The organism is Ruegeria sp. AD5, assembly GCF_056542345.1.
This window is the reverse complement of sequence record NZ_JBQFZR010000002.1, coordinates 1514796-1541222: the sequence shown is the minus strand read 5'-3', so window position 1 is coordinate 1541222 and position 26427 is coordinate 1514796. Positions and strand designations below refer to the sequence as shown.

Annotated in this window: 19 protein-coding genes; 8 read left to right on the top strand and 11 right to left on the bottom strand. The window is 57.5% G+C overall.

Annotation, left to right across the window (positions count from 1 at the left end; genetic code table 11):
• Positions 1–24: 24 nt before the first annotated feature.
• From ACR0JG_RS16225 to ACR0JG_RS16205, 5 genes are read right to left on the bottom strand one after another with little or no spacing between them, the layout of a single operon-like run.
• Entirely contained in the window at positions 25–1380 is a 1356-nt protein-coding gene (locus ACR0JG_RS16225; RefSeq protein ID WP_480571047.1) for a CoA transferase, read from the bottom strand.
• Positions 1377–2531, bottom strand: a complete 1155-nt coding sequence (locus ACR0JG_RS16220; protein ID WP_170397657.1) for an ABC transporter permease — start codon at positions 2529–2531, stop codon at positions 1377–1379. Before ACR0JG_RS16220 ends, ACR0JG_RS16225 begins: the two co-directional genes overlap by 4 nt.
• Positions 2528–3556: an ABC transporter permease gene (locus tag ACR0JG_RS16215; protein ID WP_170397654.1), complete on the bottom strand. Its 1029-nt coding sequence runs from the start codon at positions 3554–3556 to the stop codon at positions 2528–2530. The genes ACR0JG_RS16220 and ACR0JG_RS16215 overlap by 4 nt, the downstream gene beginning before the upstream one ends.
• Positions 3557–3571: 15 nt before the next feature.
• The gene (locus ACR0JG_RS16210) at positions 3572–5485 is read right to left on the bottom strand and encodes an ABC transporter substrate-binding protein (protein ID WP_170647404.1); all 1914 of its coding nucleotides are present in this window, start codon (positions 5483–5485) and stop codon (positions 3572–3574) included.
• On the bottom strand, positions 5478–7250 hold the full coding sequence (locus ACR0JG_RS16205) for an ABC transporter ATP-binding protein (protein ID WP_170511264.1): 1773 nt from the start codon (positions 7248–7250) through the stop codon (positions 5478–5480). Before ACR0JG_RS16205 ends, ACR0JG_RS16210 begins: the two co-directional genes overlap by 8 nt.
• 228 nt (positions 7251–7478) lie before the next feature.
• On the opposite strand from ACR0JG_RS16205, the gene ACR0JG_RS16200 reads away from it, so the two are divergent.
• From ACR0JG_RS16200 to ACR0JG_RS16175, 6 genes are all read left to right on the top strand, one after another.
• Positions 7479–7976: a class I SAM-dependent methyltransferase gene (locus tag ACR0JG_RS16200; RefSeq protein WP_480571041.1), complete on the top strand. Its 498-nt coding sequence runs from the start codon at positions 7479–7481 to the stop codon at positions 7974–7976.
• A 93-nt stretch (positions 7977–8069) separates the two neighbouring features.
• Positions 8070–8699 (top strand): glutathione S-transferase, encoded by a 630-nt coding sequence (locus tag ACR0JG_RS16195; protein ID WP_170564505.1) that lies wholly within the window; start codon positions 8070–8072, stop codon positions 8697–8699.
• A 98-nt stretch (positions 8700–8797) separates the two neighbouring features.
• The gene (locus tag ACR0JG_RS16190) at positions 8798–11200 is read left to right on the top strand and encodes a GcvT family protein (RefSeq protein ID WP_480571038.1); all 2403 of its coding nucleotides are present in this window, start codon (positions 8798–8800) and stop codon (positions 11198–11200) included.
• Positions 11201–11202: 2 nt separating this feature from the next.
• Positions 11203–12747 carry a trimethylamine methyltransferase family protein gene (locus ACR0JG_RS16185; RefSeq protein WP_480571035.1) on the top strand — a complete coding sequence of 515 codons (1545 nt, stop codon included), beginning with the start codon at positions 11203–11205 and terminating at the stop codon, positions 12745–12747.
• Positions 12748–13431: a TetR/AcrR family transcriptional regulator gene (locus ACR0JG_RS16180; protein WP_170404600.1), complete on the top strand. Its 684-nt coding sequence runs from the start codon at positions 12748–12750 to the stop codon at positions 13429–13431.
• Positions 13418–14722 (top strand): FAD-dependent oxidoreductase, encoded by a 1305-nt coding sequence (locus ACR0JG_RS16175; protein ID WP_170511276.1) that lies wholly within the window; start codon positions 13418–13420, stop codon positions 14720–14722. The genes ACR0JG_RS16180 and ACR0JG_RS16175 overlap by 14 nt, the downstream gene beginning before the upstream one ends.
• Here the strand turns inward: ACR0JG_RS16175 and ACR0JG_RS16170 are convergent.
• Complete coding sequence (locus ACR0JG_RS16170) at positions 14719–18114, bottom strand: indolepyruvate ferredoxin oxidoreductase family protein (RefSeq protein ID WP_480571032.1); 3396 nt, start codon at positions 18112–18114, stop codon at positions 14719–14721. The two genes, ACR0JG_RS16175 and ACR0JG_RS16170, sit on opposite strands and share 4 nt — an antisense overlap.
• 146 nt (positions 18115–18260) lie before the next feature.
• Between ACR0JG_RS16170 and ACR0JG_RS16165 the strand changes: the two genes are divergently transcribed.
• Complete coding sequence (locus ACR0JG_RS16165) at positions 18261–18722, top strand: Lrp/AsnC family transcriptional regulator (protein ID WP_170397624.1); 462 nt, start codon at positions 18261–18263, stop codon at positions 18720–18722.
• Between the two features lie 3 nt (positions 18723–18725).
• Here the strand turns inward: ACR0JG_RS16165 and ACR0JG_RS16160 are convergent, their stop codons facing one another.
• Positions 18726–19115 (bottom strand): DUF3307 domain-containing protein, encoded by a 390-nt coding sequence (locus tag ACR0JG_RS16160; protein WP_170397621.1) that lies wholly within the window; start codon positions 19113–19115, stop codon positions 18726–18728.
• A gap of 169 nt (positions 19116–19284) precedes the next feature.
• Between ACR0JG_RS16160 and ACR0JG_RS16155 the strand changes: the two genes are divergently transcribed.
• On the top strand, positions 19285–22326 hold the full coding sequence (locus tag ACR0JG_RS16155; RefSeq protein WP_480571029.1) for an ABC transporter transmembrane domain-containing protein: 3042 nt from the start codon (positions 19285–19287) through the stop codon (positions 22324–22326).
• A gap of 23 nt (positions 22327–22349) precedes the next feature.
• Here the strand turns inward: ACR0JG_RS16155 and ACR0JG_RS16150 are convergent, their stop codons facing one another.
• From ACR0JG_RS16150 to pcaD, 4 genes are all read right to left on the bottom strand, one after another.
• Positions 22350–23582 carry a mandelate racemase/muconate lactonizing enzyme family protein gene (locus ACR0JG_RS16150; protein WP_480571026.1) on the bottom strand — a complete coding sequence of 411 codons (1233 nt, stop codon included), beginning with the start codon at positions 23580–23582 and terminating at the stop codon, positions 22350–22352.
• A gap of 21 nt (positions 23583–23603) precedes the next feature.
• Positions 23604–24698, bottom strand: coding sequence for a Zn-dependent alcohol dehydrogenase (locus ACR0JG_RS16145; protein WP_170397613.1), 1095 nt, complete (start codon positions 24696–24698; stop codon positions 23604–23606).
• Between the two features lie 214 nt (positions 24699–24912).
• Positions 24913–25626, bottom strand: coding sequence for an alpha/beta fold hydrolase (locus ACR0JG_RS16140; protein ID WP_170397608.1), 714 nt, complete (start codon positions 25624–25626; stop codon positions 24913–24915).
• 11 nt (positions 25627–25637) lie between these two features.
• On the bottom strand, positions 25638–26426 hold the full coding sequence (pcaD, locus tag ACR0JG_RS16135; protein ID WP_170647423.1) for a 3-oxoadipate enol-lactonase: 789 nt from the start codon (positions 26424–26426) through the stop codon (positions 25638–25640).
• Between the last annotated feature and the right edge of the window lies 1 nt (position 26427).

Below are 26427 nucleotides of genomic sequence, written 5' to 3'. Positions count from 1 at the left end.
CGCGCGTCCCGCGCGGCGGCAGCTTTAAGCGGTAAGTGACGGCCAAGTGGGCTGCGAAGTTCCCAGTTTGGACGCAGGCAAAGCCCAGTGCATCTTTGCGGATCCAACGGTTAGCGCCGGCTTCAAGCGATGGCCGGGCCCCCAGCCGGAAGGTTCGGGTTCGTCCGCATAATCGGTCGGTAGCGCTTCGGTGATTTCATCGTCAGTGTCGCTCTTGGCCAGGGTTGCCAGCAATTCGGCGGTGCGCGCCAGCGAGAGCCTGGCATCCATAACAGCGTGTCCAGATGCGGCTTCGGCGAGCGCCGAGAGCAGGGCGGCTGCCATCAAGTAACCAGTTGCGTGATCCAGTGCCTGAACGGGCAACGGAGTTGGCTTGTCGGCCCCCGCCCAACCCATCCCTGCATGTGCGATTCCGGAACTCATCTGTACAAGGCTGTCAAAACCGCGGCGCGCTGCCCATGGTCCTTGCCAGCCATAGGCGTCGAGCGTGACTTCAACCCTGTTGGGGGCAAGCTGATCCCGCATGTTTTTGCCCAGACCGAGTGCGTCCAAAGCGCCGGGCCGATACCCGTGGACAAATATGTCCGCTTGGGCCAGCAGCTCTTGCAGTTTTGCTTTTCCATCGGATGATTTCAGGTTCAGATAGGCGCAATGCTTGCCGAGAGAAATGTCAGGAATGACGCCAGGTTCATCCCAGCCGGGTGGATCCATCCTCAGGACCTCGGCGCCGAATCCCGCGAGTGTTCGTGTTGAGACGGGCCCAGCCAGAATGCGGGTCAGATCGAGCACACGCAGCCCAGCAAGGGGACGCGCGGCAGTCGCCTGAGGCCGATCACGTAGCTGAATATTGCGTGGCCCCTGCCATCCGATCAACGGCTCGCGGGCCAATATGCGTCCTTGCGGATGGTCATGCCACTCAGAGCGGCTGCGCATTGCGGCAGCGACGCCGCCCTCGGCGACAATCGCGGCTTCCAGTTCAGAGATGCTCCAATCCCGAACCGCGCGCGATACCAGCGCACGGTCCGGCGCGACTTGCAAAACACTAAGGGCGGCGGCGCGATGACTGGGCAGGTTGGTGTGCAGCCTGATCCACCCATCAGAGGCCTGATAGTCACCAGCAATCGCGTCCCAAAGGCTGGGCATATCCCACCCTTCGGGTTTGAAGGAAAAGCCATACCACAAGGAGGCCAGTCGATGATCTACGGCCACCTCCAGAGGTGTAGGCGCCAGGTTCAAGGCTGTCACAAGGCGCGACAGCTCCTGCCCGACTGCCGCAAAACTGGCCGTCGCCAGTTCCGAGACCGCAAAGGCGCTGGGCCGCGCACCCGCCCCATTGACCCTGTAGGTGTCAGGTGAGGGGAGGGCGGACAGCAAGCTCATTGCTGATAGGGATCAAGGCTGTCGCGCAACCCGTCGCCAAGGAAGTTGAAGGCCAGCACGACGACGATGATTGGCAGCATCGGGATCGCGGTCCATGGATAGATTTCGATTGAGGCGAGGTTCTGCGCATCGTTCAGCATCACGCCCCAACTGACCGCCGGGGCGCGCAGTCCAAGGCCAAGGAAGCTGAGGGCGGTTTCGCCCAAGATCATCGCAGGGATTGATAGCGTGGCCGAGGCAATCAGATGCGACATGAAATTGGGTAGCAGGTGCTTTCGGATCACACGACCCGAACTTGCGCCCATCATCTCGGCCGCGCGTACGTATTCCTCTTCTCTAAGAGACAGGAATTTTGCGCGGACAGATCGGGCAAGGCCTGGCCAATCGAGAATACCGAGGATGATCGAGATGATGAAGAATACCGCGACCGGGCTCCAATTTGACGGCACCGCGGCGGATAAGGCCAGCCAGAGGGGAAGTTCCGGCAGCGAGCGCAGGATTTCGATCACACGGTTGATGGTCCAGTCGATGCGCCCTCCGAAATACCCGGCCATTGATCCGAACAGGATGCCGAGGAAGAAGGATACCGAAATGCCGATCAGGCCCACTGTCAGCGACAGTTGCGCGCCATATAGAATGCGGCTGAATACATCGCGGCCCAGACGGTCCGAGCCCCACAGAAACAGCGTGGCCCCTTCGGGTGCGCAAAACAGGTGCGTATCGGATTTGATCAGCCCTGCGAGTTTGTATTCTGACCCTTCGCAGAAGAACCGGATTGGGCGCGGATCTTCCGTGTCAGCGACGAATTTCCACTGGAAAGTTTCAAGGTCCGCCTCTGCAACTATTGGATAAACGTAGGGGCCGATGAACTTCCCCTCATGAAACCAGTTGACCGACTGGGGTGGAGCATACAGGTGCTCTCCGTTCCGATCATTGGGGCCGTAGGGGGCAATAAAGCCCGCAAAAGGCAGCATCAAGTAGCAGAGCAGTAAGAAGAGGCCAGAAATCAGACCCAGCTTGTGGGTCCTGAACTTGCGCCAGACCAGCACCCAATTAGGGGCATCGAGATCTGCGCGCTCAAGCTGCTGAATAGAGGCCTGCGGGTCAAATGGTGCGTCGTCGACATAGCGACCATCGGGTTTATCGGTCATGCTTCGCGCCCCTCGTAACGAATGCGCGGATCAAGCATGACCAGCAGGATATCGGAAATCATGGTGCCGATCAGCGTCAGCAGAGCCACGAACATAAGAATGAAGGCCGACAGGAACTGGTCCTGCGTTTTCAAGGCAGTCAGCAGGGTCGGGCCGATTGTTTGCAGACCCAGAACCACCGAGACCAAAACCGACCCGGAAACCATCGAGGGCAGCAGGTTTCCAATGTCGGCGACAAACGGGTTGAAGGCCACGCGCAATGGGTATTTCGTCAGCATCCGCGATGGGGACATGCCCTTGGCGATTGCTGTTTCGACATAAGGTTTCCCTAGTTCATCCAGCATATTGGCGCGCAGGCGCTGCATCATGGCCGAAGCACCCGAGGTTCCGATGACGAAGGTTGGAACGATCAGGTGGACAAGGATGGATTTCAACTTGTCCCAGCTCATCGGTTGTCCCTCAAAGGAAGGGTCCATCAGGCCGCCGATGGGCAGGTTGAAATAGCGATGGCCATAGTAGAATAGGATCAGCGCCAACAGGAAGTTCGGGGTCGCAAGACCCAGATAGCCTACAAAGGCCGAGGTATAGTCGATCCACGTCCGTGATCTGGCCGCAGCGATGACCCCCAATGGTAGAGCAACGGCATAGACGAATAAAATGGCGGCCAGATTGACCACAACCGTCAACCAGAGCGTATCGCCCACGATCTCGCGCACGGGGCGGTCGAATTCGAAGGACCAACCATAATTGCCCTGTAACAGGCCCTCGAACCCATGCGGTCCGGGCCAGAAGCCCATCCAGATCAGGTACTGCTCGGGCAACGACCGGTCCAATGAGTATTCCTTGCGCAGAAACTCGGCCTTGGCGACACCGGCGGACTGTCCTGAAGCCTGCAGTTCGGCGATCTGGTTGCTGAGATAGTCGCCGGGGGGCAGGTTGATGATCACGAAAATCAGAACCGACACCACCAGCAATGTCAGCAGCATCGTGAAAAAGCGATACACCGCGTAGCGCAGCATGACCATTTAGCTGCTCCTGAATTAGTCGGCGAAGAAGAACTCGTCGGGACGGTGAATGCCGAAATGTGCGCCGGGTTCCCATGCCCACATGGCCTGCTCAGGCACATTGCGCAGGCGGTTCGACACGACAATAGGCTGCGGTGCGCCGTTCAGGATGCCGATCGCATAAAGCTGGTCAGCGTGAATTTTCAGCATCTCAGACCAGACTGCGCCGCGTTCTTCATCCGTGGAGGCGATTTCCCAATCGTGGGCAAGCTTCATGAGAAGTTCGGCCTCGGGCATGTCTGGTGGTTCGCCCGACCCTCCATTTGTCTGATAGTATTGGCCCCATTTAGGCCATGCCAGAAAGACCTGATCGGTCGGGGCGAGATAGGCCGGCGATGTGTGGCTTTGCGGAATGCCGTCATCCCAGCCGAACCAGACCGACGCCATTGTATTGCCCGAGAAGACCCGGTTGCGCAGGATGTCTCGATCCAATGGTCGCATGACCAGTTCGACTCCGATCTCACGCCAGGTATCCGTGACGATCTGCAGGGCATTTTCAACCTCTTGCCGCTCACCTGCGGTTTCGATGATCAGCTCCATCGGACGCCCGTCGGGCAACAGTCGGATACCATCTTTGTCACGCTCGGTCAGCCCAGCCTCATCAAGCAGAGCATTCGCCTTGTCGACGTCATACTGTGCCCAAGCCTGCGCATTCGCTTCGTCGTAGAAGGGCGATGCGGGCAGAACCGACATCGCGCCGGGTTGGGCCAGCTTGAAATAGAGCGCCTGATTGATCGTCTTGCGATCAATGGCGAGCGACAGTGCCCTGCGTACACGTACATCGCGCAGAACCTCGCGCCACGCATCGTCAGTGTAGTTCAAATTGGGATAAATCGCGATCTGCGACGCGACGCCTGTTTTCCACAGAAGCGTCTTGTATCCACCTTCAGCCTCGCCCTTTTTCAAGATCGAGGCATCGCGGAATGCCAATCCGCGACCTTGCAAGTCGGTTTCACCCGCATTTGCTTTGGCCGCGACCAAACCCGGTGCGACGATTTCCATTTCGACTACGTCGATATAGGGCAGCTGAACCCCATTTGAATCCACCCGATGGTAATAAGGGTTACGGACAAAGTTGTGCCGGATTTTCTTGCCCGAACTTGCGTTGAGCCATGGCTGCAACGTCGGCAGTTCATGATTGTCGTACTTATATAGATTGTCCAACTTGTTATGCAGCGCCGCCCAGCTTTTTACCCGCGCATCTTCGACCTTGAATGCCAGTTCTTCGGGGTCTGCAAACTTCTCGTGATATTGCTTAAGGAACTCAGACGGTCGATAGATAAAGGGCGGCCGCGCCTGAGCAAGTGATTGCAGGAAATTCGGGTTGGGGTCATCCCATTCGAATACAACTGTTGTTTCGTCGGGGAAGGTGACGGTGGGTGTTTTGCCTTCAACCAGCAGGAAATCTGGTGGGCCTGAAGGGCTGAGCAATTCGTTGTTGGCCACATCCTCCCACCAATACCGGAAGTCTTCGGATGTGAACGCGGATCCGTTTGACCATTTGTGGCCGGGTCGCAGGTTCAAAGTAAATTTGCGATTGTCTTCATTTTCGAAAGAAGCCAGCAAATCCGGGACGATGTTGTAATCCTGATCGAAGCCCACAAGCCTTGCGTAGCCATAGACCACCATTTGCCGAATATCTTTGGACCGGGTGACCATCGTGCGCAGTGTACCGCCGGGTACGCCGAATTCGCGACCTTTGGCGGCTAAGTCCACGATCAGCGGATCTTGCGGAATACGTTCAGCAACCGGTGGCAGGTCACCGCTTTCAACCTCGGTTTGCCAGAACGCGTTTTCCTGAAGATTAGACGGTATTTCTGCCGCAGCGGGCAGCATTCCTGCGAAGGCCAGCGTCGCGGCCAAAATCAATCGGTGAGTGGTCTTAAACATGGCAACGTACCTTATGGCCGGGCTCCAACTCTACCAAAGAAGGTATCACGGAGTCGGAAAATCGAAAGGCGTCATCCCAACTGTCGGGAGAACCGGCACCTAACGCAACCAGTTTCAGATCAATCGGGCGATTGATATCTGGTTCCGGCTGGGCGGCAATCAGTGCCTTGGTATAGGGATGACGTGGATTGTAGAACAGAGTTTCGGGTGGGGCTTGTTCCACCACAAGACCCCGGCGCATGACGGCGACTTCGTCGGCAATGCGCGCGACGACGGCCAGATCATGTGAGATGAACAGGTAAGACAGGTTCAGACTGTCCTGCAGTTCTTCGAGCAGGGTCAAAATTTGCTCTTGAACGGATACATCCAGTGCCGAGGTTGGCTCGTCACAAACAATCAGCGCCGGGTCCAGCATCATTGCGCGGGCGATAGATAGGCGCTGTCGTTGTCCTCCAGAAAACGCATGCGGATAGCGTTTGAGCATATCGGCATTCAGCCCGACCCGCTGCAACATTGCGGCCGCTTTGTCGCGCTGCTCTGCCACGGTGCCGAGGCGGTGTATCTCCAACGGCTCGGTCATGGCATCCTGAATGCGCATACGGGGGCTAAGAGAGCTATAGGGATCCTGAAACACCATTTGCGCCTTGCGCTGAAACGCGGTGCGCTCGGTCCGTGTCATACTGTGAACCGTTATCGGTTCGGAATCCCTTGTTGTTCTGAACAGAACTTTGCCGCCCGGGTCGGGCAGTTCAGCGCCCAGAGCGATTCTGGCGGCGGTTGTTTTGCCAGACCCGCTTTCGCCAACGATTGCAAGCGTCTTGCCGCGCGCCAGCTTCATATCTACGCCCCGGCAGGCATGGATCAGTTTGTCGGCTTTCCAACCTTTGCTCGATCGCATCGTGTAGGTCTTTGAGACCCCGGTCATCTGCAGAATTAGGTCCTCGTCGGGCATCGGTATGCCGACGGCATCCTGATCGGGTATCTCAGGCGCAGCGTCGAACAGCTGCTGCGTATAGGGGTGCGCCGGATCGTTCAGAATTGGTGCTGCCGGGCCAGCTTCCATCACGCGGCCTTTGTGCATGACGACCACCCGCTCGGCCATGTTAGCAACTACACCCAGGTCATGGGTGACAAGGATCAGCGCCATACCGGTCTCGCGCTGCAGCTCTTTGATCAGCCCAAGAACCTGCGCTTGGGTGGTAACATCCAGGGCTGTGGTTGGCTCGTCCGCGATGAGCAATTCAGGCTTGGACACCATGGCCATGGCAATCATGGCGCGCTGGCGCATGCCGCCGGACAGCTCGAACGGATAGCTGTCGTAGGCGCGGGCAGGGTCGGGGAAACCAACCCTCTCAAACTGGGTCAGAACTTCTTTGCGGGCCTGTGCATCGGATGCGCCGCGATGCAACCAAAGAACTTCGCTGACCTGATTTCCGATTTTGTGAAGCGGTGACAGAGATCGCATCGGTTCCTGAAAAATCATAGAAACCCGATTGCCGCGAATACCACGCATCTGTCTTTCACTCAGTTCGATCAGATTAGCGGTGCCTTTGGAATCGTTCAGTGTGATCGTTCCGCTACGGATCTGGGCGGTACGCGGCAGAATACGCAGTGCAGCGCGACAGGAAATCGTTTTGCCCGAACCGGATTCTCCAACCAATGCAAGTGTCTGCCCGGGTTCGACCTCGAAGCTGACATCTTGGACAACGGATGGACCCGTGCCAAAGCCGATGCTGAGATCCCGAACGGACAACAACGCACTCATGCGGGTTTTCCACCCGTCTGGCCGCTAGAAAACATCGGCTTTGTGAACTCCCTGTCTTTTTTGAGCAGTTTCGCGCGGTTGGGGCGGCGTAGTCAAACACCTTCTTCACCCGAATTGTCGCGGAATCGTGAAACTCGGGCCGTATGGCTACACAAAGTCTTGAGTTTTTGCCATCAAAGGCGCAATCGCTCCCTGACTGGTGTCGAATGATTTTGAAAGAGGTGCCCCGTGTCCGAGCAACAAAGCCGATTGGATCTGTTCATTGACCGAATGGTCTCGCAACGTGCTTGTCTGGACTTTGCCATCGCGCAGACCACGGGGCAGCCTGGTCCGGTTTTTGAGCTGGGATTGGGAAATGGGCGCACATATCACCACATGATTAAGCACATTCAGGACCGTCCCGTTTATGTTTTTGAACGGGCCGTTGCGTCTCATCCCGATTCGACACCGCCCGATGATCTGGTGATTCTCGGTGATGTGCGCGAAACATTGCCTGCTTCGGTCACGCGATTTGGCGCGTCAGCCAGTCTGATCCATGCCGATCTTGGGGGACACAACCGGCAAAAGAATGATGCTTTTGCCCGCCTCGTCTCACCTTTGATCGAACCGCTTCTGTCGCGGGACGGACTGATGGTTTCCAGCGATCGTATGTATTTCGAAACACTGACCGAGGTGCCGCTGCCAGAAGGGGCGGTCGACGGGCGCTGTTTCATCTATCGGCGTTGATCTGCCGTAGGGTCACTGTGTGATCCGACTCGCGCTGTAGTACCGGGCCGGTCTAACGTCTGAGGCGTGAAGCTTTGGAGGGGACCGTCAAAAATGCTTTTCTACGATTGCTCGACCGCGCCAAGCCCGCGCCGTGCTCGGATGTTTATCGCGGAAAAGGGGCTGAAGATTGACACCCGCGATATCTCAATCGCCAAGGGTGAACAGCTTAGCGATGCTTTCCGGGCTGTGAACCCTGGTGCAACGATTCCTGTGCTTGTTACGGATCAAGGTACCACGCTTACAGAAAATCTTGGCATCGCCACCTATCTCGAGGCGCGCTTTCCGGAACCTGCCTTGATGGGGCAAACGCCGGATGAAAAAGGCGAAATTCTGATGTGGAATGCCATCGCCGAACAACAATGTGGCGCACCAATCGCGGAAACTTTGCGCAACACCCATCCTTCGTTCAAAGGCCGCGCGATCACCGGGCCTGCAAACCACGCGCAAATCCCTGAACTAGCGCAGCGGGGGGCTGAGCGGGTGCGTGCCTTCTTCGATTTGCTTGAGGCCCGTCTGCAAGTGAGCGGTTTCGTTGCGGGTGACATGTTTTCACTGGCCGATATCACCACATTTGTGTTTGTCGATTTCGCACGTGTCATCAAGATGCGTATCCCAGAAGAGAACACGGCCACACGCGCCTGGTTTGATGCCGTTCAGACACGCCCGAGCGCCCGGCTTTAAGCTGATCCGGGTGCTGTCCCTCGAACTGTACAGAAATGTCTAGACAGAAGTGAACAGTGCCTCTAGCGTCCTCTGCGAGTCATGCAGGGGAGCGCAGGATGAAATCTCAGTATCGTGTCGTAGTCATCGGTGGCGGCGTTGTCGGCGCCTCGGTTCTGTACCATCTCGCCAAGTTTGGCTGGTCAGATGTGGTCATGTTGGAAAGGCGGCGTTTGGCCTCGGGGTCCTCGTGGCACGCGGCGGGCGGTATCCATGCGTTGAACGCCGATCCGAACATGGCATCACTTCAGGCCTACACGATCGATCTGCTGAGCGAGATCGAAAAAGAATCGGGCCAAAATATCGGCCTGCACATGACCGGTGGACTGACGCTGGCAGGCACACCCGAACGGTGGGAGTGGCTGCAGGCCAACTACCGCATTTTCCAGTCTATTGGCATCGACGACTGTGAGTTGTTGTCGCCAGAGGAGGCGCAGAAACGCTGCCCGATCATGTCCACCGACGGCGTGCTGGGCGCAATGTGGGCGGATCGCGAAGGTTACATCGACACCACCGGTACGGTTCAGGCTTATGCAACAGCGGCCAAGAAACGTGGCGCGGAATACTACGAAGAAACCAAGGTCGAAAGCCTGACACAGACTGCGGATGGTTGGGAAGTTGTGACCGACAAAGGCACTATCACTTGTGAACATGTGGTCAACGCTGCTGGCCTCTGGGCCAAACAGGTGGGGCGCATGGCCGGAGTGGAGCTGCCGGTTTCGCCGCTGAAACACCACTATCTGATCACCGATACGGTGCCTGAGGTGGCCGAGGCGGATTTCGAGATGCCGATGACGGTTGATCTTGAAGGCTTCACCTATATGCGACAGGACCAGAAGGGCGTTCTGGTGGGCATCTACGAGGTCGATCACGAGCACTGGGCTATGGACGGTGCGCCGTGGAACTACGGTGAAGAGTTGTTCCAGGAACAGCTCGACCGGATCGAGAACGAGCTGACGCTGGGCTTTGAACGGTACCCGTCGATCCAGAATGTTGGCATCAAAACATGGGTGAACGGCGCGTTCACCTTCTCACCCGATGGCAACCCGCTGGTCGGTCCGGTCCCAGGCAAGCGCGGTTATTGGTCAGCTTGTGCGGTGATGGCCGGATTCCTGCAGGGTGGCGGCGTTGGTAAGACGCTGGCCGAATGGATGATCCATGGCGAGCCTGAGGCCGACGCATGGCCTATGGACGTGGCGCGCTATGGCGATTTCGCTCAGAACAAACGCTACATCCGCGAAACAACCGGTCAGTTCTATTCTCGTCGTTTCGTGATGACTTACCCGAACGAGCAACTGCCCGCAGGTCGCCCGCTGAAGATGGCCCCAGCCCATGATGCAATGACCGAGGCGGGGTGCAAATGGGGCGTCAGCTGGGATCTGGAAGTACCGCTTTACTTTGCGCCCAAGGGCTTTGAAGAGACGCCGACGCTGAAACGCTCGAATGCGCACGACATCGTAGCTGAGGAGTGCAAGACCATCCGCGAAGGCGTGGGCCTGCTGGATATCTCTGGCTTTTCGCGCTTTGAGGTCACAGGTCCAAATGCCGAGGCTTGGCTGGACAGGATCATGGCCTCGAAACTGCCTGCGCCGGGGCGTGCCAAACTGGCTCCGATGCTGGGTGAGAACGGTCGCCTCAAGGGTGATCTGACGGTGTTGAATTGGGGTGATGGCACTTGGTGGATCATGGGCAGCTATTACCTGCGGGCCTGGCATATGCGCTGGTTCGATGATCACATGATGGACGGTGTGAACATCCGCGATCTGGGTGAGGAATATTGCGGCTTTGCCGTGGTTGGACCGAAATCGCAGACCGTGGTCGAGAAACTGGCAGAACAGGACATCTCGGGCCTGAAATTCATGGGCTGCGGTGACTTCGATATCGGTCTGGTGCGTGCCCGCGTTGCCCGGATGTCAGTGACGGGCGAGAAAGGGTACGAGATCAACTGCCGCTATGGCGATCACATCAAACTGCGCCGGATGCTGCTTGAGGCTGGGGCCGGGGACGGCATTCGCGAATGCGGCTTCAACGCGATGTTGTCGACGCGGCTTGAGAAGAGCTTTGGCATCTGGTCTGCAGAGTTCACTCAGCTTTACACGCCCGGCATGACCGGAATGGATCGCTGGGTCGACTGGGACAAGGATTTCGTTGGCAAAGAGGCCGCGCTGGCTGAACGCGATGGCAATGGACCGGCACAGGTTCAAGTGACGCTTGAGGTTGATGCGCTGGACGCCGATACCAGTGGGTATGAACCGATCTGGGCCGGGGATGAGCGCGTTGGATTTGTCACGTCGGGTGGCTATGGCCACTACACGGGCAAGTCGCTGGCCATGGCTTTGGTCAACCGAGACAAGGCTGAACCGGGCACCGAGTTGTCGGTGCATGTGGTCGGTGTCGAACGCCCGGCCCGCGTGATTGCGCCGTCGCCCTATGACCCGCTGGGCAAAGCGATGCGAGGTTGACCATGTCGGACTTGGGTCAAAGACGCCGACGGCGTGGTCGCGGAGCAGAGGCTGCCCCGCAACCCACTCGCGATGTGAATTATCGCCAATTGCGCAATCCGTTTCCGCAGATGGAAGTGTTCCCCGCAGATCAAATCGCAGAAATGCACAACACCGCTTTGCGCACGCTGGAAGAGTTGGGCGTGAAAGTTCTGTTGCCCGAAGCGCGGCGGATCTATGCGCAGGGTGGCGCACGCGTGGATGAAGACAGCGAAATGGTCTTTATCGGGCGGGATATGGTTGAGGCCGCTGTGGCCTCGGCCCCGAAATCCATAGCCTGCCGCGCAGGCGCGCGGCGGCGGGACTTCACTTTGGAGCTGGGCTCTTTGGTGTTCCAACCCGGCGCTGGCGCACCTAACGCGACCGATCTGGAACGCGGTCGGAGACCGGCGAGCGGGCAGGACTATCTGGAGTTCCTAAAGCTCACCCACCACTTTGATGTCTTCCAGATGATTTCGCCGCAGGTCGAACCGCAAGACGTGCCGACCAACGTGCGGCACTATTTCACCACCCAGGCGCAGATGGAACTGACGGATAAGTTCCCGTTTTTCTTCTCGCGGGGGACACCGCAAGTGATGGACTGCTTCGAGATGCTCTCGACGGCGCGCGGCCTGTCTGATGAGGAGTTCCGCGCTAACGCCCATTGTTACACGATCATCAACACCAACAGCCCGCGGACGCTGGATATCCCGATGGCGCAGGGGCTGATCGATTTTGCGCGCCATGGGCAAATGTCGATTATCACGCCCTTTACCCTGATGGGCGCTATGGCTCCGATCACGGTGGCCGGGGCCATCACGCTGTCTCATGCTGAGGCGCTTGCGGCCTTGACGCTAACCCAGCTGACCAAACCCGGTGCGCCGGTGTGCTATGGGACCTTCACCAGCAATGTCGACATGAAATCGGGGGCGCCCGCATTCGGGACGCCTTCGCATTTTCAGGCGTCTTTGGCGGCGGGGCAGCTGGCTCGGCATCTGGGTTTGCCATGGCGGTCTGCGGCGGGATCTGCGGCGAATATCAACGACGTTCAGGCCGCCAACGAAAACCAGTTTGGTCTGTGGGGCTGCCTGATGGCCGGCGCGACGGTGATCATTCATTCGGCCGGGTGGCTCGAAGGTGGCCTGACGGTATCTTTCGAGAAGATGATCTGCGATGCCGAGGTGTTGAACATGGTGGCCGAGCTTTGTGCAGGGGCACAGGCCAATGGTGTAGAGATCGGGTTTGATACTGCGCTGAGCGAGGTTGAACCCAGCGGACATTTCTTCGCCACCAGTCAGACGATGGAGCGCTATAATACCGCATTTTATGAGCCGCACCTGCATGATTACGCAAATTATGGCACCTGGACCGAGCGTGGCGCGATCGACGCCAACCATCGCGCGACCGGTGTATGGAAGGAAATCCTGGCAAATTTCAAAGCACCGGCATCAGATACGGATCGCCTTGGTGCGTTGAAGGATTTCATAGCGCGCCGTACAGAAGAGGGCGGCGCACCGCCGGAGAGTTGAATGAGCACCAAACCCATCCTGCACAGGGACGATCCCGAAGCTGAGCCACTGATTGGTAACGTCAAGGTCACGCGCGATGATTGGCTGAACGTGGCCATGGACGTCCTGATTTCGGACGGGGTCGAGCAGGTGAAAGTCATGAACCTTGCCGAGCGGATGGCGGTCTCGCGCTCATCATTCTACTGGTACTTCAAGTCGCGGCAGGAATTACTGGATGCGCTGCTGGCGCGGTGGCAGGCGACAAATACCGCGGCCTTGATCGCTCAATCCGAATTGCCTGCTGAAACGATCACGGCTGCGGTGTGCAATGTTCAGCGCTGCGTTGTGAATACCGAACTATTTGATACGGCGCTTGATTTTGCTGTGCGGGATTGGGCACGAAGATCGGGAAAGGTGCGGCGTATGCTGGACCAGTCCGATGCCCGTCGCCTGGCCGCGCTGCGCGCGATGTTCATCCGGTTCAACTATGATGAGACCGAGGCAGAGACGCGGGCGCGGGTGCTATATTATATGCAGATCGGATATGATCTGGCGCAGTTAAACGAACCATTGGCGATCAGGCTGTCGATGGTTCCACACTACCTTTATGTTTTTACAGGGGTCGAACCGCGACCCGAGGAAATCACCGAATTCAGCGCATATGCGAAACGTTTCTGGGAAGGGGCAGGACATGAACCAACCTGACGCAATCATCATTGGCACCGGTGTGATCGGAGCCGCCATCGCGTTCGAGATGTCCAAGGCCGGTTGGAAAACTCTGTCGTTGGATCGCAATGCGCAGGTTGGGCATGGCTCGACCGCAGGCTCTTGCGCGATAATTCGGATGCATTATTCGACCCTCGATGGAACCGCGTTCGCTTGGGAAGGCTATCACTATTGGCGTGATTGGGCGAACTATCTGGGCTTGCCCGACACAGCCGATTTGGCGCAGTTTCGTGAGACCGGTTGTTTGGTCGTCAAGACCGAGGCCAATGGGTTTCTTGAGAAACATAAGAAATACAGCGCCGAACTGGATTGTCCGTTTGAAGAATGGACACCTGAGCGGATTACCGAACGTCTGCCGATCTATTCTCTGGACAGCTTTGCCCCGGCGCGGCGCATGGATGATCCGGAGTTCGGCCAACCGAACGGAGATCGGATTCAGGGCGCAGTGTTCTGGCCGAAAGCAGGCTATGTGACCGATCCAGCCTTGTCGGCGCAAAACCTGATGGATGCCGCCAAGCTGCATGGTGCCGAAGTGCGAACGGGCGCAGACGTGCGCGAAATCCTGTCGCAGCAGGGGCGCGTCGCAGGTGTCAGACTTGCCTCTGGTGAAGAAATCCACGCCAAAGTGGTGGTGAATGTTGCCGGTCCCGGGTCAGCGCTTGTCAACGAAATGGCCGGGGTTCTGGGTGACATGACCATTCAAACCCGCCCGCTGCGGCAGGAGGTGGTGCATGTACCCGCGCCCGAAGGATTTGATTTCGAAACGCAAGGAACAATTGTCTCGGATAGTGATATCGCGCTGTATTGCCGTCCAGAACATGGCAATCATATTCTGATCGGTTCCGAGGATCCGGCATGTGATCCGCATCAATGGTGCGAAGATGATGTAAGCTATAACCACGATTTTACGGATCAATGGACCACGCAGGCCATGCGTTATGCCCAGCGGGTCCCGAGCTTGGGGATACCCTCCAGAACCCGTGGGGTGGTGGATTTGTATGATGCCTCGACTGACTGGATTCCGATCTATGACAAGTCCAGCCTGCCGGGGTTTTACATGGCCTGCGGCACCAGCGGTAACCAATACAAGAACGCGCCGATTGCGGGCAAAATGATGGCTGCGCTGATCGACTACGTCGAAGGCGGTGCGGATCATGACGACAAGCCGATGCAGTTTGAACTGCCTTACATTGGACGCACAATCGACACCGGTTTTTATTCCCGCAAGCGACCGGTCAATACCGATAGCAGTTTCTCGGTGCTTGGTTAACGCGCCATTGCGCGCGCGTTCTCATAGCTTTCTTCCCGTACTGGACCGAAACCGCGTATCTGGTCCGCAGCTGACAGCACATCCAGCCACTCGGCCTCGGAATGGGCGGAGGGGTTTGTCAGATACATGCCCAACAGCGATTGGTACCAGTTTAGGATATCTCGATGCAGTCGCGCTTCGGCGTGATAGCCGAAGGGGTTCAGGACCGAGCCGCGCAAACCACGTAGACGGGACAGTCCCCGCAGAACCGGGCGCATCCATGGGCCCAGTGCAAACTTGAGGGGGCGGCCCCGTTCGTCCTTGCGCCAGCTCAGCATTGGCGGGGCGAAGTGGTAACTGGTTTTGAAATCTCCCTCGAATTGTTGCTTCAGTTCGTTGTCGAAGTTTTGGGACGTTTGCAGCCTGGCTACTTCGAACTCGTCCTTATAGGCCATGAAACGGAACAGGTTACGGGCTACGGATTCTAGAATATCGTCGGATATTTTCGGGTTCGACGCGCGGATTGCTTCAATCTGTTGCGCATAGCGATCCGCATATGCGGCATCCTGATAATCTGTCAAAAACGCCATCCGACGCGCAATCACCTGATCCAAGGTGCCGTTTGCCTCTTCGGGTAGTGCCAGCCCGTGAATGCGGTCGTGGTCAGCCGCCAGACAACGCCCAAGAGCAAAGGCCAGCCGGTTTTTTTCGACGGCAACACCGTTCAGCAAGATGGCCTGAGCCAATGCAAGATGCGATACCGGAACCAGCTCGTTTTGCCATGCATAACCCAGCAAAATGACGTTGGCGAAGACGGAATCCCCCAGTAGAGCCTCAGCTATTGCATTTGCGTCAAGGCTGGCGAGATTGTCCACCCCAACCACATCTGCGATCGCCTGTTCCCGCTTATCGACCCGCAATTGGGCATCGCGACGCAGGACAAGATCGCCGGTGGGCATCTCAGCCCTGTTCAGCACAACGCGTGTCCCGCGGGCATAATGAGCTGAGGCTTTGGGGGCCGAACTCACCACCACATCACAGCCAATCACCGCATCCGCAGCGCCTTGATCTATGCGTACTTGGTTAAGCGCATCCGGAGCTGCGCCAAGGCGGATGTAACTGAGTACCGTGCCGAATTTCTGCGCAAATCCGGTGAAATCCAGGACCGAGGCACCTTTGCCTTCCAGGTGCGCGGCCATAGTGATCAGGGCCCCAACCGTGACAACCCCAGTGCCACCCACGCCTGTCACAAGCAGATCAAACGGTGTGTCCAAAGACGGAAGCTTTGGGTCTGGCAGGTCTGCCTCAAGCGCGTCGAGGTCCAGATCTATGGCCCGCTTTCGCCGGGTTGCGCCCTCAACGGTCACAAAGCTCGGACAGAACCCGTTCAAGCACGAAAAATCCTTGTTGCACGAACTTAGATTGATCTTGCGCTTGCGCCCTAGCGGGGTTTCTCGCGGCTCAACGCTCAGGCAATTCGATGCGACCGAACAATCGCCGCAACCTTCGCAGACAAGATCATTGATCCAGACGAACGTCGAGGGGTCCTCCATTGTCCCACGCTTGCGGCGGCGGCGTTTCTCGGTGGCGCAGGTCTGTTCATAGATCAGGACCGTGACTCCGGGTATGTCGCGCAGTTCGCGTTGCAGGCTGTCCATCTTTGCCCGGTCGTGGAATGTGGTGCCAGCCGGGAAATCGGATCGGTGAAACTTGGCAATGTTGTCCGAGACCAGCGCGATCCGCGCAACGCCTTCAGCCCGGCAGGTTTGGGCAATGCCTGCAACGCTGACAGGTCCATCCACTGGTTGCCCTCCGGTCATTGCGACCGCATCATTGTAGAGTATTTTATACGTGATATTTGTCCCGGCCGCGACCGCCTGACGAATTGCGAGTGATCCAGAATGGTACCACGTCCCTTCGCCAAGGTTCTGGAAGATATGCTTGCCGCCATTGAATTGTGAGGCCACCACATGGGGTACGCCTTCGCCTCCCATCTGTGCATAGCCGACCGTCTCGCGATCCATCCAAGATGCCATTACGTGGCAACCAATGCCGCTGGCAGCGGTAGAGCCTTCTGGAACTTTGGTTGATGTATTGTGCGGGCAGCCCGAGCAGAAATAGGGTGTCCGTGTTGCGCCCGGGACGTTGATCACGGGCGGTTCTGTCTCAGTCAGTGCACGCGCTTTGGCAGGCAGGTTTTCTTCAGGGAAGAACGTGTTAAGTCGGGCGGCAACAATAGGGGCCAGCATCAAAGGGCTGAGTTCCCCGGTCCATGGGATCAGCGGTTCGCCATGGCTGTCATATTTACCTACCATCTTATGGGGTTTGTCGCCGGGCCAGTCATAGAAATATTCTTTGAACTGGCTTTCGATGATGCCGCGCTTTTCCTCGACGACCAGAACCTCGGCCTTGCCTTTCACAAAGCGCAACGCGTTGCGACGGGCCAGCGGCCAGACCATGCCAACCTTGTAGATGTCGATCCCCAAGCGGCGACAGGCGGCTTCATCAAGGTCCAGCAAACGCAGCGCCTCCATCAGATCGAGGTGCCCCTTGCCGGTGGTCACGAAGCCGAACTTCGCACTGTCGATGTCATAAATACGCCGGTCGATGGGGTTTGCTTCGGCAAAGGCCCGAACGGCGCGCAACTTGTGTTGGATGCGGGTCTCGATCTCGGGCGAGGGCAAATCGGCGGTGCGGACGTGCAAACCGAGTTCGGGCAAGTCGATCTGCGGCAGGGAAAAGCTGCGATCTGGGTGCAGATCGACGGACCGCGCGCTTTCGACCGTTTCCGAGACCGCCTTGAACCCGACCCACGTGCCTGAGAAACGGGACAGAGCGAACCCGTACTCGCCGAATTCCAAATATTCCTCGACCGAGGCTGGGTTCAATGTCGGCATGAACCACGACATGAAGGCCACATCCGACTGATGGGGCATCGAAGAACTGACGCAACCATGATCATCGCCTGCCACGACCAGCACGCCACCTTTTGGCGCAGACCCATATGCATTTCCGTGTTTCAATGCATCGCCTGATCGGTCGACACCAGGGCCTTTACCGTACCACATCGAAAAGATGCCCTCGACCTCGCAATGCGGGTCCAAAATGGCCTGTTGCGCACCCAGAACCGCCGTTGCGCCGAGGTCTTCGTTCACGGCGGGCATAAACGTGATGCGATCCGTCTTCAGCCGGTCCTTTGCGCGCCATAGCTCAAGATCCAGCCCGCCCAGTGGCGATCCGCGATAACCCGAAACAAACCCCGCCGTGTTCAGCCCGGCCTGACGGTCGCGTCGGGCCTGGTCCATCATAATCCGCGCCAAGGCTTGCGTGCCTGTTAGAAAAACCCGGCCCTGCGTCAGGGTATAGCGGTCTTCAAGCCGATAGGTGCGGGGGGAGGGTTCGTGGTGGCTCATTGCTGCGCGTCCATGGGTTTTTGTCTTTGGTGTTCGGTTATTTTAACCCCCCGCAGGTGAATTTCTGTTTCAGAGTTTGTGCGAGTTCTGCAAAATATGATAGGATTCACCAGATTTAGTTATATTTACGGATGAATCTTTCCAAGATGACCACTCTTGATGATCGGGACCACCGCATTCTGACGCTGCTTCAAAATGACAGCCGGGTTTCAAACGCCGAATTGGCAGATGCTGTCGGCATGTCAGCCTCCGCCCTGTGGCGCAGGGTGCGCGCGCTGGAAGAGGCTGGGGTGATCGAACGGTATGGCGCTTTGGTGAACCCTGCCGAGATGGGGTTGACGTTCGAAGCAATCGTGCATGTTCACCTGACCCGGCATGACCCGGACAAGATTGTCGACTTCATCCGGGCCGTCGAGATCAGCCCCGAAGTGCAGGAATGCTACGCCACGACAGGTCAGGCGGATTATCATCTGCGTGTCTTGTGCAGGAATCTGTCGGCTTACAACACGTTTCTGGAAGATTTCTTGTTTCGATTGCCCGCCGTCGCCAGCGCGCAAACGAATGTCGTGCTGCGGACGATCAAGCGGAACCGACCGGTGGTACCCTGAAGCTTAAGCCGCGAAAGCCACCCAAGCCCAGGCCATGCCAATATAAGTAAGGTTGTGAAACAACTGATCCAGACCAGCGGCACGCCAAAAAGCGGCCTGATTGGGTTGCAGCTGTTTGCGGTCAGAATAGTTGGCTTTGGCAAAGTCGATGTGGAAATGCACGATCCATTCCAACGCAGCGATGATCAGTATGAATTCAATCGGGGCGCGAAAGAGCGCGAAAATCACGACCGAACCCACAACATGCACAGCAGCATGTTGCGCGCGCCCCATGTGGAAATACGTGCCTCGCCCGGAAAGCATCTTGGGCGTCTGTAAATAATAGTCGGCGAACATGTGTTTGATCTGAAGCAGGCACAGCAACAGAAACACAGCGCCAAAGCTGGCAGGCAAATGAATCCTCCCGATATCGTCCTGAATCAGGAGATTAGGGGGTAAACGCGAAACGCGCAAATGAACTTGTTCACACAACGCAAATTAGGCGCAAATCGGAAATTCATTTGCGTCCGAGGATACGATTGCGGTAAATTCGGCCCGTTGTATTCACGCCAAAATCAGTGATTTGAGCGGCGGATCGTTAGTAGGGGCGGGTTCAATAGAACGATCGATCTTTCAGTTCATCTGGAAATACTCGAAGCGCGACCAGTTGATTTTGCTGGCCGTGACGTCGACCTTGTTTCCTTTGCTTTACCTGACGTTGGAGCTGCCCAAGCGCATAATCAATGACGCAATCGGCGCGACAAGTCAGATTGTCGATGTCTGGGGTTATAGCCTGACGCAGACCACTTTTCTGATGATCCTGTGCTTTGCCTTTCTGGCTGCGGTGCTGGCGCACGGGCTCATGAAGATGCGTATCAACACCATGAAGGGTGTACTGAGCGAGCGTATGCTGCGCCGCTTTCGCTATCAGTTGATCAACCGCGCGCTTCGCTTCCCACAACCATATTTTGAGCGGGTCAGTCAGGGCGAAATGGTCTCGATGATAACCGCTGAAAGCGAACCGATGGGTGGGCTGATGGGGGATGCGATTAGTCAGCCCGTGCTGCAGGCCGGACAAATGATCACGATCCTGTCCTTTCTGTTCCTCCAAAGCGTTTGGTTCGGACTGGCCGCGGTGGCGTTGATCCCGCTGCAGGCCTGGCTGATCCCGCGATTGCAACGCCAGATTAATCTTCTGAACAAGAAGCGCATTCAAGAGGTCCGCGTTTTGGCTGCCCAGATCGGCGAGAACGCCGCCGGAGCCTCGACCCTACGGGCCAATGGCGGTTGGCGATATCGGAGGGCGATGATCTCGGACCAACTGGGGCGGCTGTTCGCCATCCGCTTTGAGATCTATCAGAAGAAGTTCTTTATGAAGTTCATCAACAACTTCATATCGCAGCTGACGCCATTCATGTTCTACCTTGTCGGTGGCCTGCTGGTGTTGCAGGGATCTGTTTCGCTGGGTGCTCTGGTGGCTGCGCTGGCGGCTTACAAAGACTTGAGCTCGCCCTGGAAGGAACTGCTGACCTATTATAATCAAACGCAGGACATGTCGCTGCGATGGGATGTCGTGATTGATCGTTTCGCACCGGATGGAATGATTGATGAAGCCCTATTCGATGGAGAGCCAGCGGATCGTCCGCATCTGAATGGCGATATCGTACTGAATCAGGTCTCGGTTCGTGATATCGACGGCAATCAGGTTTTGGATGATCTGGACCTAACGTTCCCAGCAGCTAAAACGGTCGGCATTTCGGCCACTAGCGAGGAAGATCGCCATGCGCTGACCGAGTTGCTGACCCGCGAGATACTGCCAACCTCTGGCCGTATTGAAATCGGCGGCATCAATATGGCTGGCCTGCATCAAAGCGTTGTTGCCCAACGAATAGGTCTAGCAACCTCGCGCCCCATAATGTTTCAGGGCACGTTGGGTGAAAATGTGATGATGCCGATGCGGTCACATCCATTGTCCAAGTCCACCGAGGATCCGGATTTCCCCGAGACGCTGAGGGCAGGCAATAGTGCTGATCCATTCAACGCCGAATGGCTTGACCCCGGAATGGCGGGTTTTGACGATACGGCGCGGCTGCGCGATTGGTGGCTGAAACTGATCGATGGCATGGGCTCGGGCGCGGCGTTGTTTCAGCGCGGTGCCGAGCAGGTGTTTGATGCGAATGAGCGCCCGGAACTGGCAGCAAAGCTGGTCGAATTGCGCCCTCGGGTGCAGAAGGCGGTGCGCGAGGCCGGGCTTGATCAGCAGGCGCTGATTTTCGATCGCTGCGCGTATAACCCTGCGCTACCGGTTGCTGAGAACCTGTTGTTTGCCACCCCTTGTGTTCCAGTGACACGGCAATTGCTGGCACAGCAAACCGTGTTTCTAGGCCAGTTGCGCGAGTTGGGGTTGGATGAAACCCTGATCAGTTTGACACGCGACGTTATTGAGATGCTGCGCCAGATCTTTGGGCTTGATGGAACGGATCACCCTCTGTTCCGCAAGCTGGGGCTTGAGGCCCAGACCTACGAGGCCGCGGTTGAATTGGTCGAGCAAACCCGGAAGGAAGGCGCAAACGGGCTGGATGACGAACAATTGGCTAGCTTGCTTTCGGTGCCATTTGTGATCTCGGCCGAGCAGATTGGCCCGGCGTTTTCGAATGAGCTGAAGAACCGCATTCTTGAGCTTCGCCACAGCCACTCGGCCAAATTGCTGGAACCGTTGCACGATGTATTCGTCCCGTTGGATGAAGATGCCTTTGCACCCGGTTTGACGGTTATGGAAAACGCACTGTTTGGCAAGGTCAGCCAGATCGGCGGTGCGCGGACCGACGAGGCGCGCAAACTGATCGTCGATGTTCTGGCCGAGAACGGGGCGCGACCGATGGTGGTGGAACTGATCTATGATGTTCCGGTCTCGATTGGCGGCCAGAACTTGCCTGCGGTATTTGCCGAACCGCTGGCCTTTACCCGCGCTGCGATCAAAAAGCCAGATATTCTGATCCTTGAAACCGCGCTTGCCAGCTATGATATGGAGACACAGGTCGCAGTTTACAAAAATCTGCGTGAATTGCTGCCCGAAACTACTGTAATCTATCTAAATGATGCGTTCGAAAATCCAGATGTTTTCGACATGTATGTTGAAATCCGTCAGGGCCGGGTCGTGACGGGTGAAGGCCCAACCGACGTCGACGGCGACGGTGCGGCTTCTGCCGATCTGGTACGCAAATTGCGTGCGCTTGAGCAGACCCCGTTGTTCTCTGGGCTCGACCGTCGCCAGCTTCGACTGCTGGCCTTTGGTGCGCGCTGGTTCGAAGCGAAACCTGGCCAGGTGGTGTTTCTGAAGGATGATCAGCCAACCGATGGCGCCTATGTCATCCTTGAGGGCGAGGCAGGATTGTACCTGCCGCGTTCGGGCGAGGCCGATCAACTGATCACAACGGTTGGTGCGGGCGCGTTGGTGGGAGAGCTGGGGTTGATCCGAAAAGAGCCTCGGGCGTTGAGCATGGTGGCTGAAACGGAACTGTCCTGCCTACGGATCGGTGAGGAGGAATTTCTGGCGGTCGTCGAGAACGATGCAGCCACAGCCTTTAAACTGTTGCAGGTCATCGCGGGGTATGTCTCGAACTGATCGGCTTGCTCGCCTGTCGATTGTTACCCTTCGGTTGCGGGTGCACCGCCTTGAAACGCATTCCCATTTGCATAGTCACATGGGGTTTCCTGCATCTGTAGGTGCAGCCCGTCACCTTTGTAGGGATGGGCTCGGGCAAGGCCTTCATCGACCTCGATACCAAGGCCGGGCTCGGTCGGAGGAGTGACGAAGCCCTTCTCGACGCGGATGCTTCCCTTTATCAGTTGATCGTGGAATGGGGTCTCGATGCTTTCAAGCAGCAGCAGGTTCGGGATCGACGCCGCCAGATGAATATTCGCCGCCCACTCGATCGGTCCCGCATACAGATGGGGTGCCATCTGGGCGTTGAAAACCTCGGCCATCGCGGCGACTTTCTTCATCTCCCAGATACCACCAGCGCGTCCCAACGCAGGCTGAAGGATTTCGGCGGCCCCGGCGCGCAGGACCGCGCCAAATTCCGCTTTGGTTGTCATCCGTTCACCGGTCGCGACAGGGATACGGACATTGCGCGCCACACGGGCCATATCCTCGATCATGTCGGGGGGTGTGGGTTCTTCGAACCACAGCGGCGAACAGGGTTCGAGCGCTTGGCCCAGACGTATAGCTCCGGCTGTGTTGAACTGACCATGAGTGCCGAACAGCAGATCGGCCTTGTCTCCAACTGCCTCACGGATCGCTTTGCAAAACGCTATCGACATTGAGATATCGGACATAGCGGGCATGTGCCCACCGCGGATCGTATAAGGCCCGGCGGGATCAAACTTGACGGCGGTATAGCCGCGCCGGACCATTTCAGCAGCACTTTCTCCGGCCTGCTCAGGTGAAGTCCAGAAGTCCGTCAGGTTATGCTGAGGAAGTGGGTAGAGATAGGTGTACGCCCGGATACGGTCGTTCATCCGCCCACCCAGCAGCGCATAGACCGGACGATCACGATCCTTGCCCAAAATGTCCCAGCAGGCGATTTCGAGCCCTGAGAACGCACCCATGACGGTCAGGTCTGGTCGCTGAGTGAAGCCGCTGGAATAGGCGCGGCGGAACATCAACTCGATATTCTCGGGGTTTTCGCCCAGCATGTGCCGTTCGAATACATCGCGAATGACATGGGTCATGGCTTCGGGACCAACCGAGGACGCGTAGCATTCCCCCCAACCGATCACGCCCGTATCCGTGGTGACCTTGACCAAAATCCAATAGCGCCCACCCCAACCCGGTGCCGGAGGCGCGGTGACAATGACATCGAGATCTTGCAGTTTCATCGGGTGTTCCTTTTGCGGGGTTCAGTCGCGATCAAACAAGATTACATTGCGTTTGGCCGCACCGGACTTGGTGTCTTCGATGGCCTCATTGATCTGTGACAGGGTCCAGCGACCCGAGATCAACTCGTCCAGTTTCAGCCGCCCCTGTTCATACAGATCGATCATCCAGGGGATGTCTCGCTGGATCACTACATCGCCCATTTTTGAGCCCACCATGCCCTGGCCAAGCGCGGCCAGCACGACGGGTTCGTAACTGGACATGTCACCAGAATGGGGCATCCCGATCATGATCGCCTTACCGCCCCGACCAAGATAACGCGGGGCCTGATCATAGGCGGGGATTGCACCAACAGTAATCAAGACGGCGTCTGCGCCACGTCCGCCCAGCGCCTTGTAGGCGGCTTTCCACGGCTCTTTCTGGCTGGCCAAAACACCATGGGTCGCGCCGAACTCCATTGCGATATCCAGCTTATCCTGTGTCATATCGACCGCAACGATACGGCGAGCTCCGGCAATACGTGCGCCTTGGATTGCGTTCAAGCCGACGCCCCCGGCGCCGATGACAACCACGTCCTGCCCGGGGCGAAGCTGGGCGGCGTTGACTGCTGCACCAACACCGGTGATCACCCCGCAGGACAGCAGGCTGGCAAGGTCCTTGGGCAGCGTTTCGGGAATGCGGACGATTTGTCGGTGGCTGACAACTACCTTTTCGGCAAAGGCCCCGCATGCCATGGCCTGTTCCAGCGCATCACCGTCGGCAGTCTGCAGCGGACCTTTCACCGTGTCATAAGGTGTTTCACAAATGGTGGGCATGCCACCGGCACAGGACGGGCAGGACCCGCAGGCGCGGATCAAGGTTACCACAACGGGATCACCAAGTTTGAAATCCCCTGCGCCTTCGCCAACAGCAGAAACGATGCCAGCCGCTTCGTGCCCGTAAACCGCGGGCAAGTGGCCGCCCCATGCGCCGCTTGCAAAGGAAATGTCCGAATGGCAAATCGCCACTGCATCCAGCGTGACCTCGACCTCGCCCATGCCGGGTGGTGCGATCAGGATGTCTTCGATGACCAGAGGTTCGCCGAAGGCCCGGCATACGGCTGCTTTGATGGTTTGCATGTGTTTTCCCGCTCCCTAACGGGATCACGGTGACCCGTCCCGGCGGGACCTGCAAGGTGGAAACCGTCACGGATGTGTCGTTGTTCTGCCAAAGTGGGGTAGACGCAAAAGAATCCACCTATTGATAAGCATTGTGTGGGTCATCGGTTCAGTGTGCGACAACCAAACAGATCGGCGCACGGCGTATCGGGGTCGGGACATCGACGGTGGCTGGCTACATTCGTTGCGAGATCTGGTGCATCAACCCGGCAAGATGCTCAGGATGCGAAAAAAACGGCGAGTGAGAGCTGTCTATCGTGAGGTGCATATCAGGGTCCGCACAACCCGCCATCTCGGCCTGATATTCGGTTGGAACGATTCGGTCATCGGTAGTTCTGATGTACCCTTTTGGAACGCGCGCGAAGTTATCGCCGACGTCTAGGGGGGTAGTCTGCGGTGCGATCGCCTGGGGGCACAGGCGCGCGAATGCATAGGCAACCACCTCGCGCGCGCAGTCGTGATAAAGCAGGTCGTGCACCTGATCCGGTACCACCGAATACGACAACCCGTCGCCGGATACTTCGACGGCATTTCCGATCAGTTGGCGTGGGGCTCGTTTGCGCATTTCGACCATAGATAGCCCGGATTTCGGAACATAGGCACTTAGATAAATCACACCTCGCATGGCGTTCGGGTCGGTCTCGGCAGCCGCACTTACTGGATATCCACCCCACGAGTGCCCTAAGATGATGGTCTTTGGTGTCGAAGCCTTCAGCACGGCATCTCTGCACGTTCCAAGGGTGACATCGCGGATAGGCGTCGGGTCCGAGCCGTGGCTTGGCATATCGATGGCGCGGGCGGTATGTCCGAATGTGGTCAATTCCGGGATCAGATCGCGCCAGCACCAGGCACCGTGCCAAGAGCCATGTACAAGCAAGAAATCTGCCAACAATCCCTCCTTCAAATATGTCCGATCTCGGTCAGAAAATCACCAATCAATTGGGCAAAGTCCTGAGGGCGCTCGACGCAGGGCAGGTGGCCTGCCTTTCGGATCAGCGCAAAGCGTGAACCAGGGATCAGATCGACCGTTTCGCGCACCAGATCGGGCGGGGTTGAGCCGTCTTCGCTGCCCGCAATCCCCAAGGTCGGCAGGCGCAATCCGCTGGTTGGCGTATAGAAATCGGTGCCCGAGATTGCAGCGCAACAGCCCAGATAGCCATCGACCGGTTGTCGGACCATCATGTTGCGCCAAAGCGTCATCTCGGCGCTGGCGCGAAATGATTTCGAGAACCACCGATCCATGGTGGCATCCGCCAGTGCCTCGATCCCGCCGGTACGGACAGCATCCATACGATGCTGCCACATCTTGGGAGTGCCGATCTTGGCGGCCGTATTCGACAGCACCAGCGCGCGGATCTGATCCATACGCTTGACCGCCAGGCCCTGCGCAATCATGCCACCGACGGACAGACCCACGAATACGCAATCCTTGACTTCTAGATAATCCAGCAATTGCTCGGCGTCGCGCACCAGATTTCCCATGGAATAGGGCGCTGAGGGTGCTGTTGACAATCCGTGCCCGCGTTTGTCGTACCTAATGATGCGCAGGCCTTTGGGCAGTAGCGGCAATATCGGGTCCCACAGCCGCATATCCGTACCCAGTGAATTAGCAAACACGATGGGGGCGCCAGCGGCGTCGCCATCAATTCGGTAGTGTATCCGAACATCTTTGAGGTCAGCGATATGCATG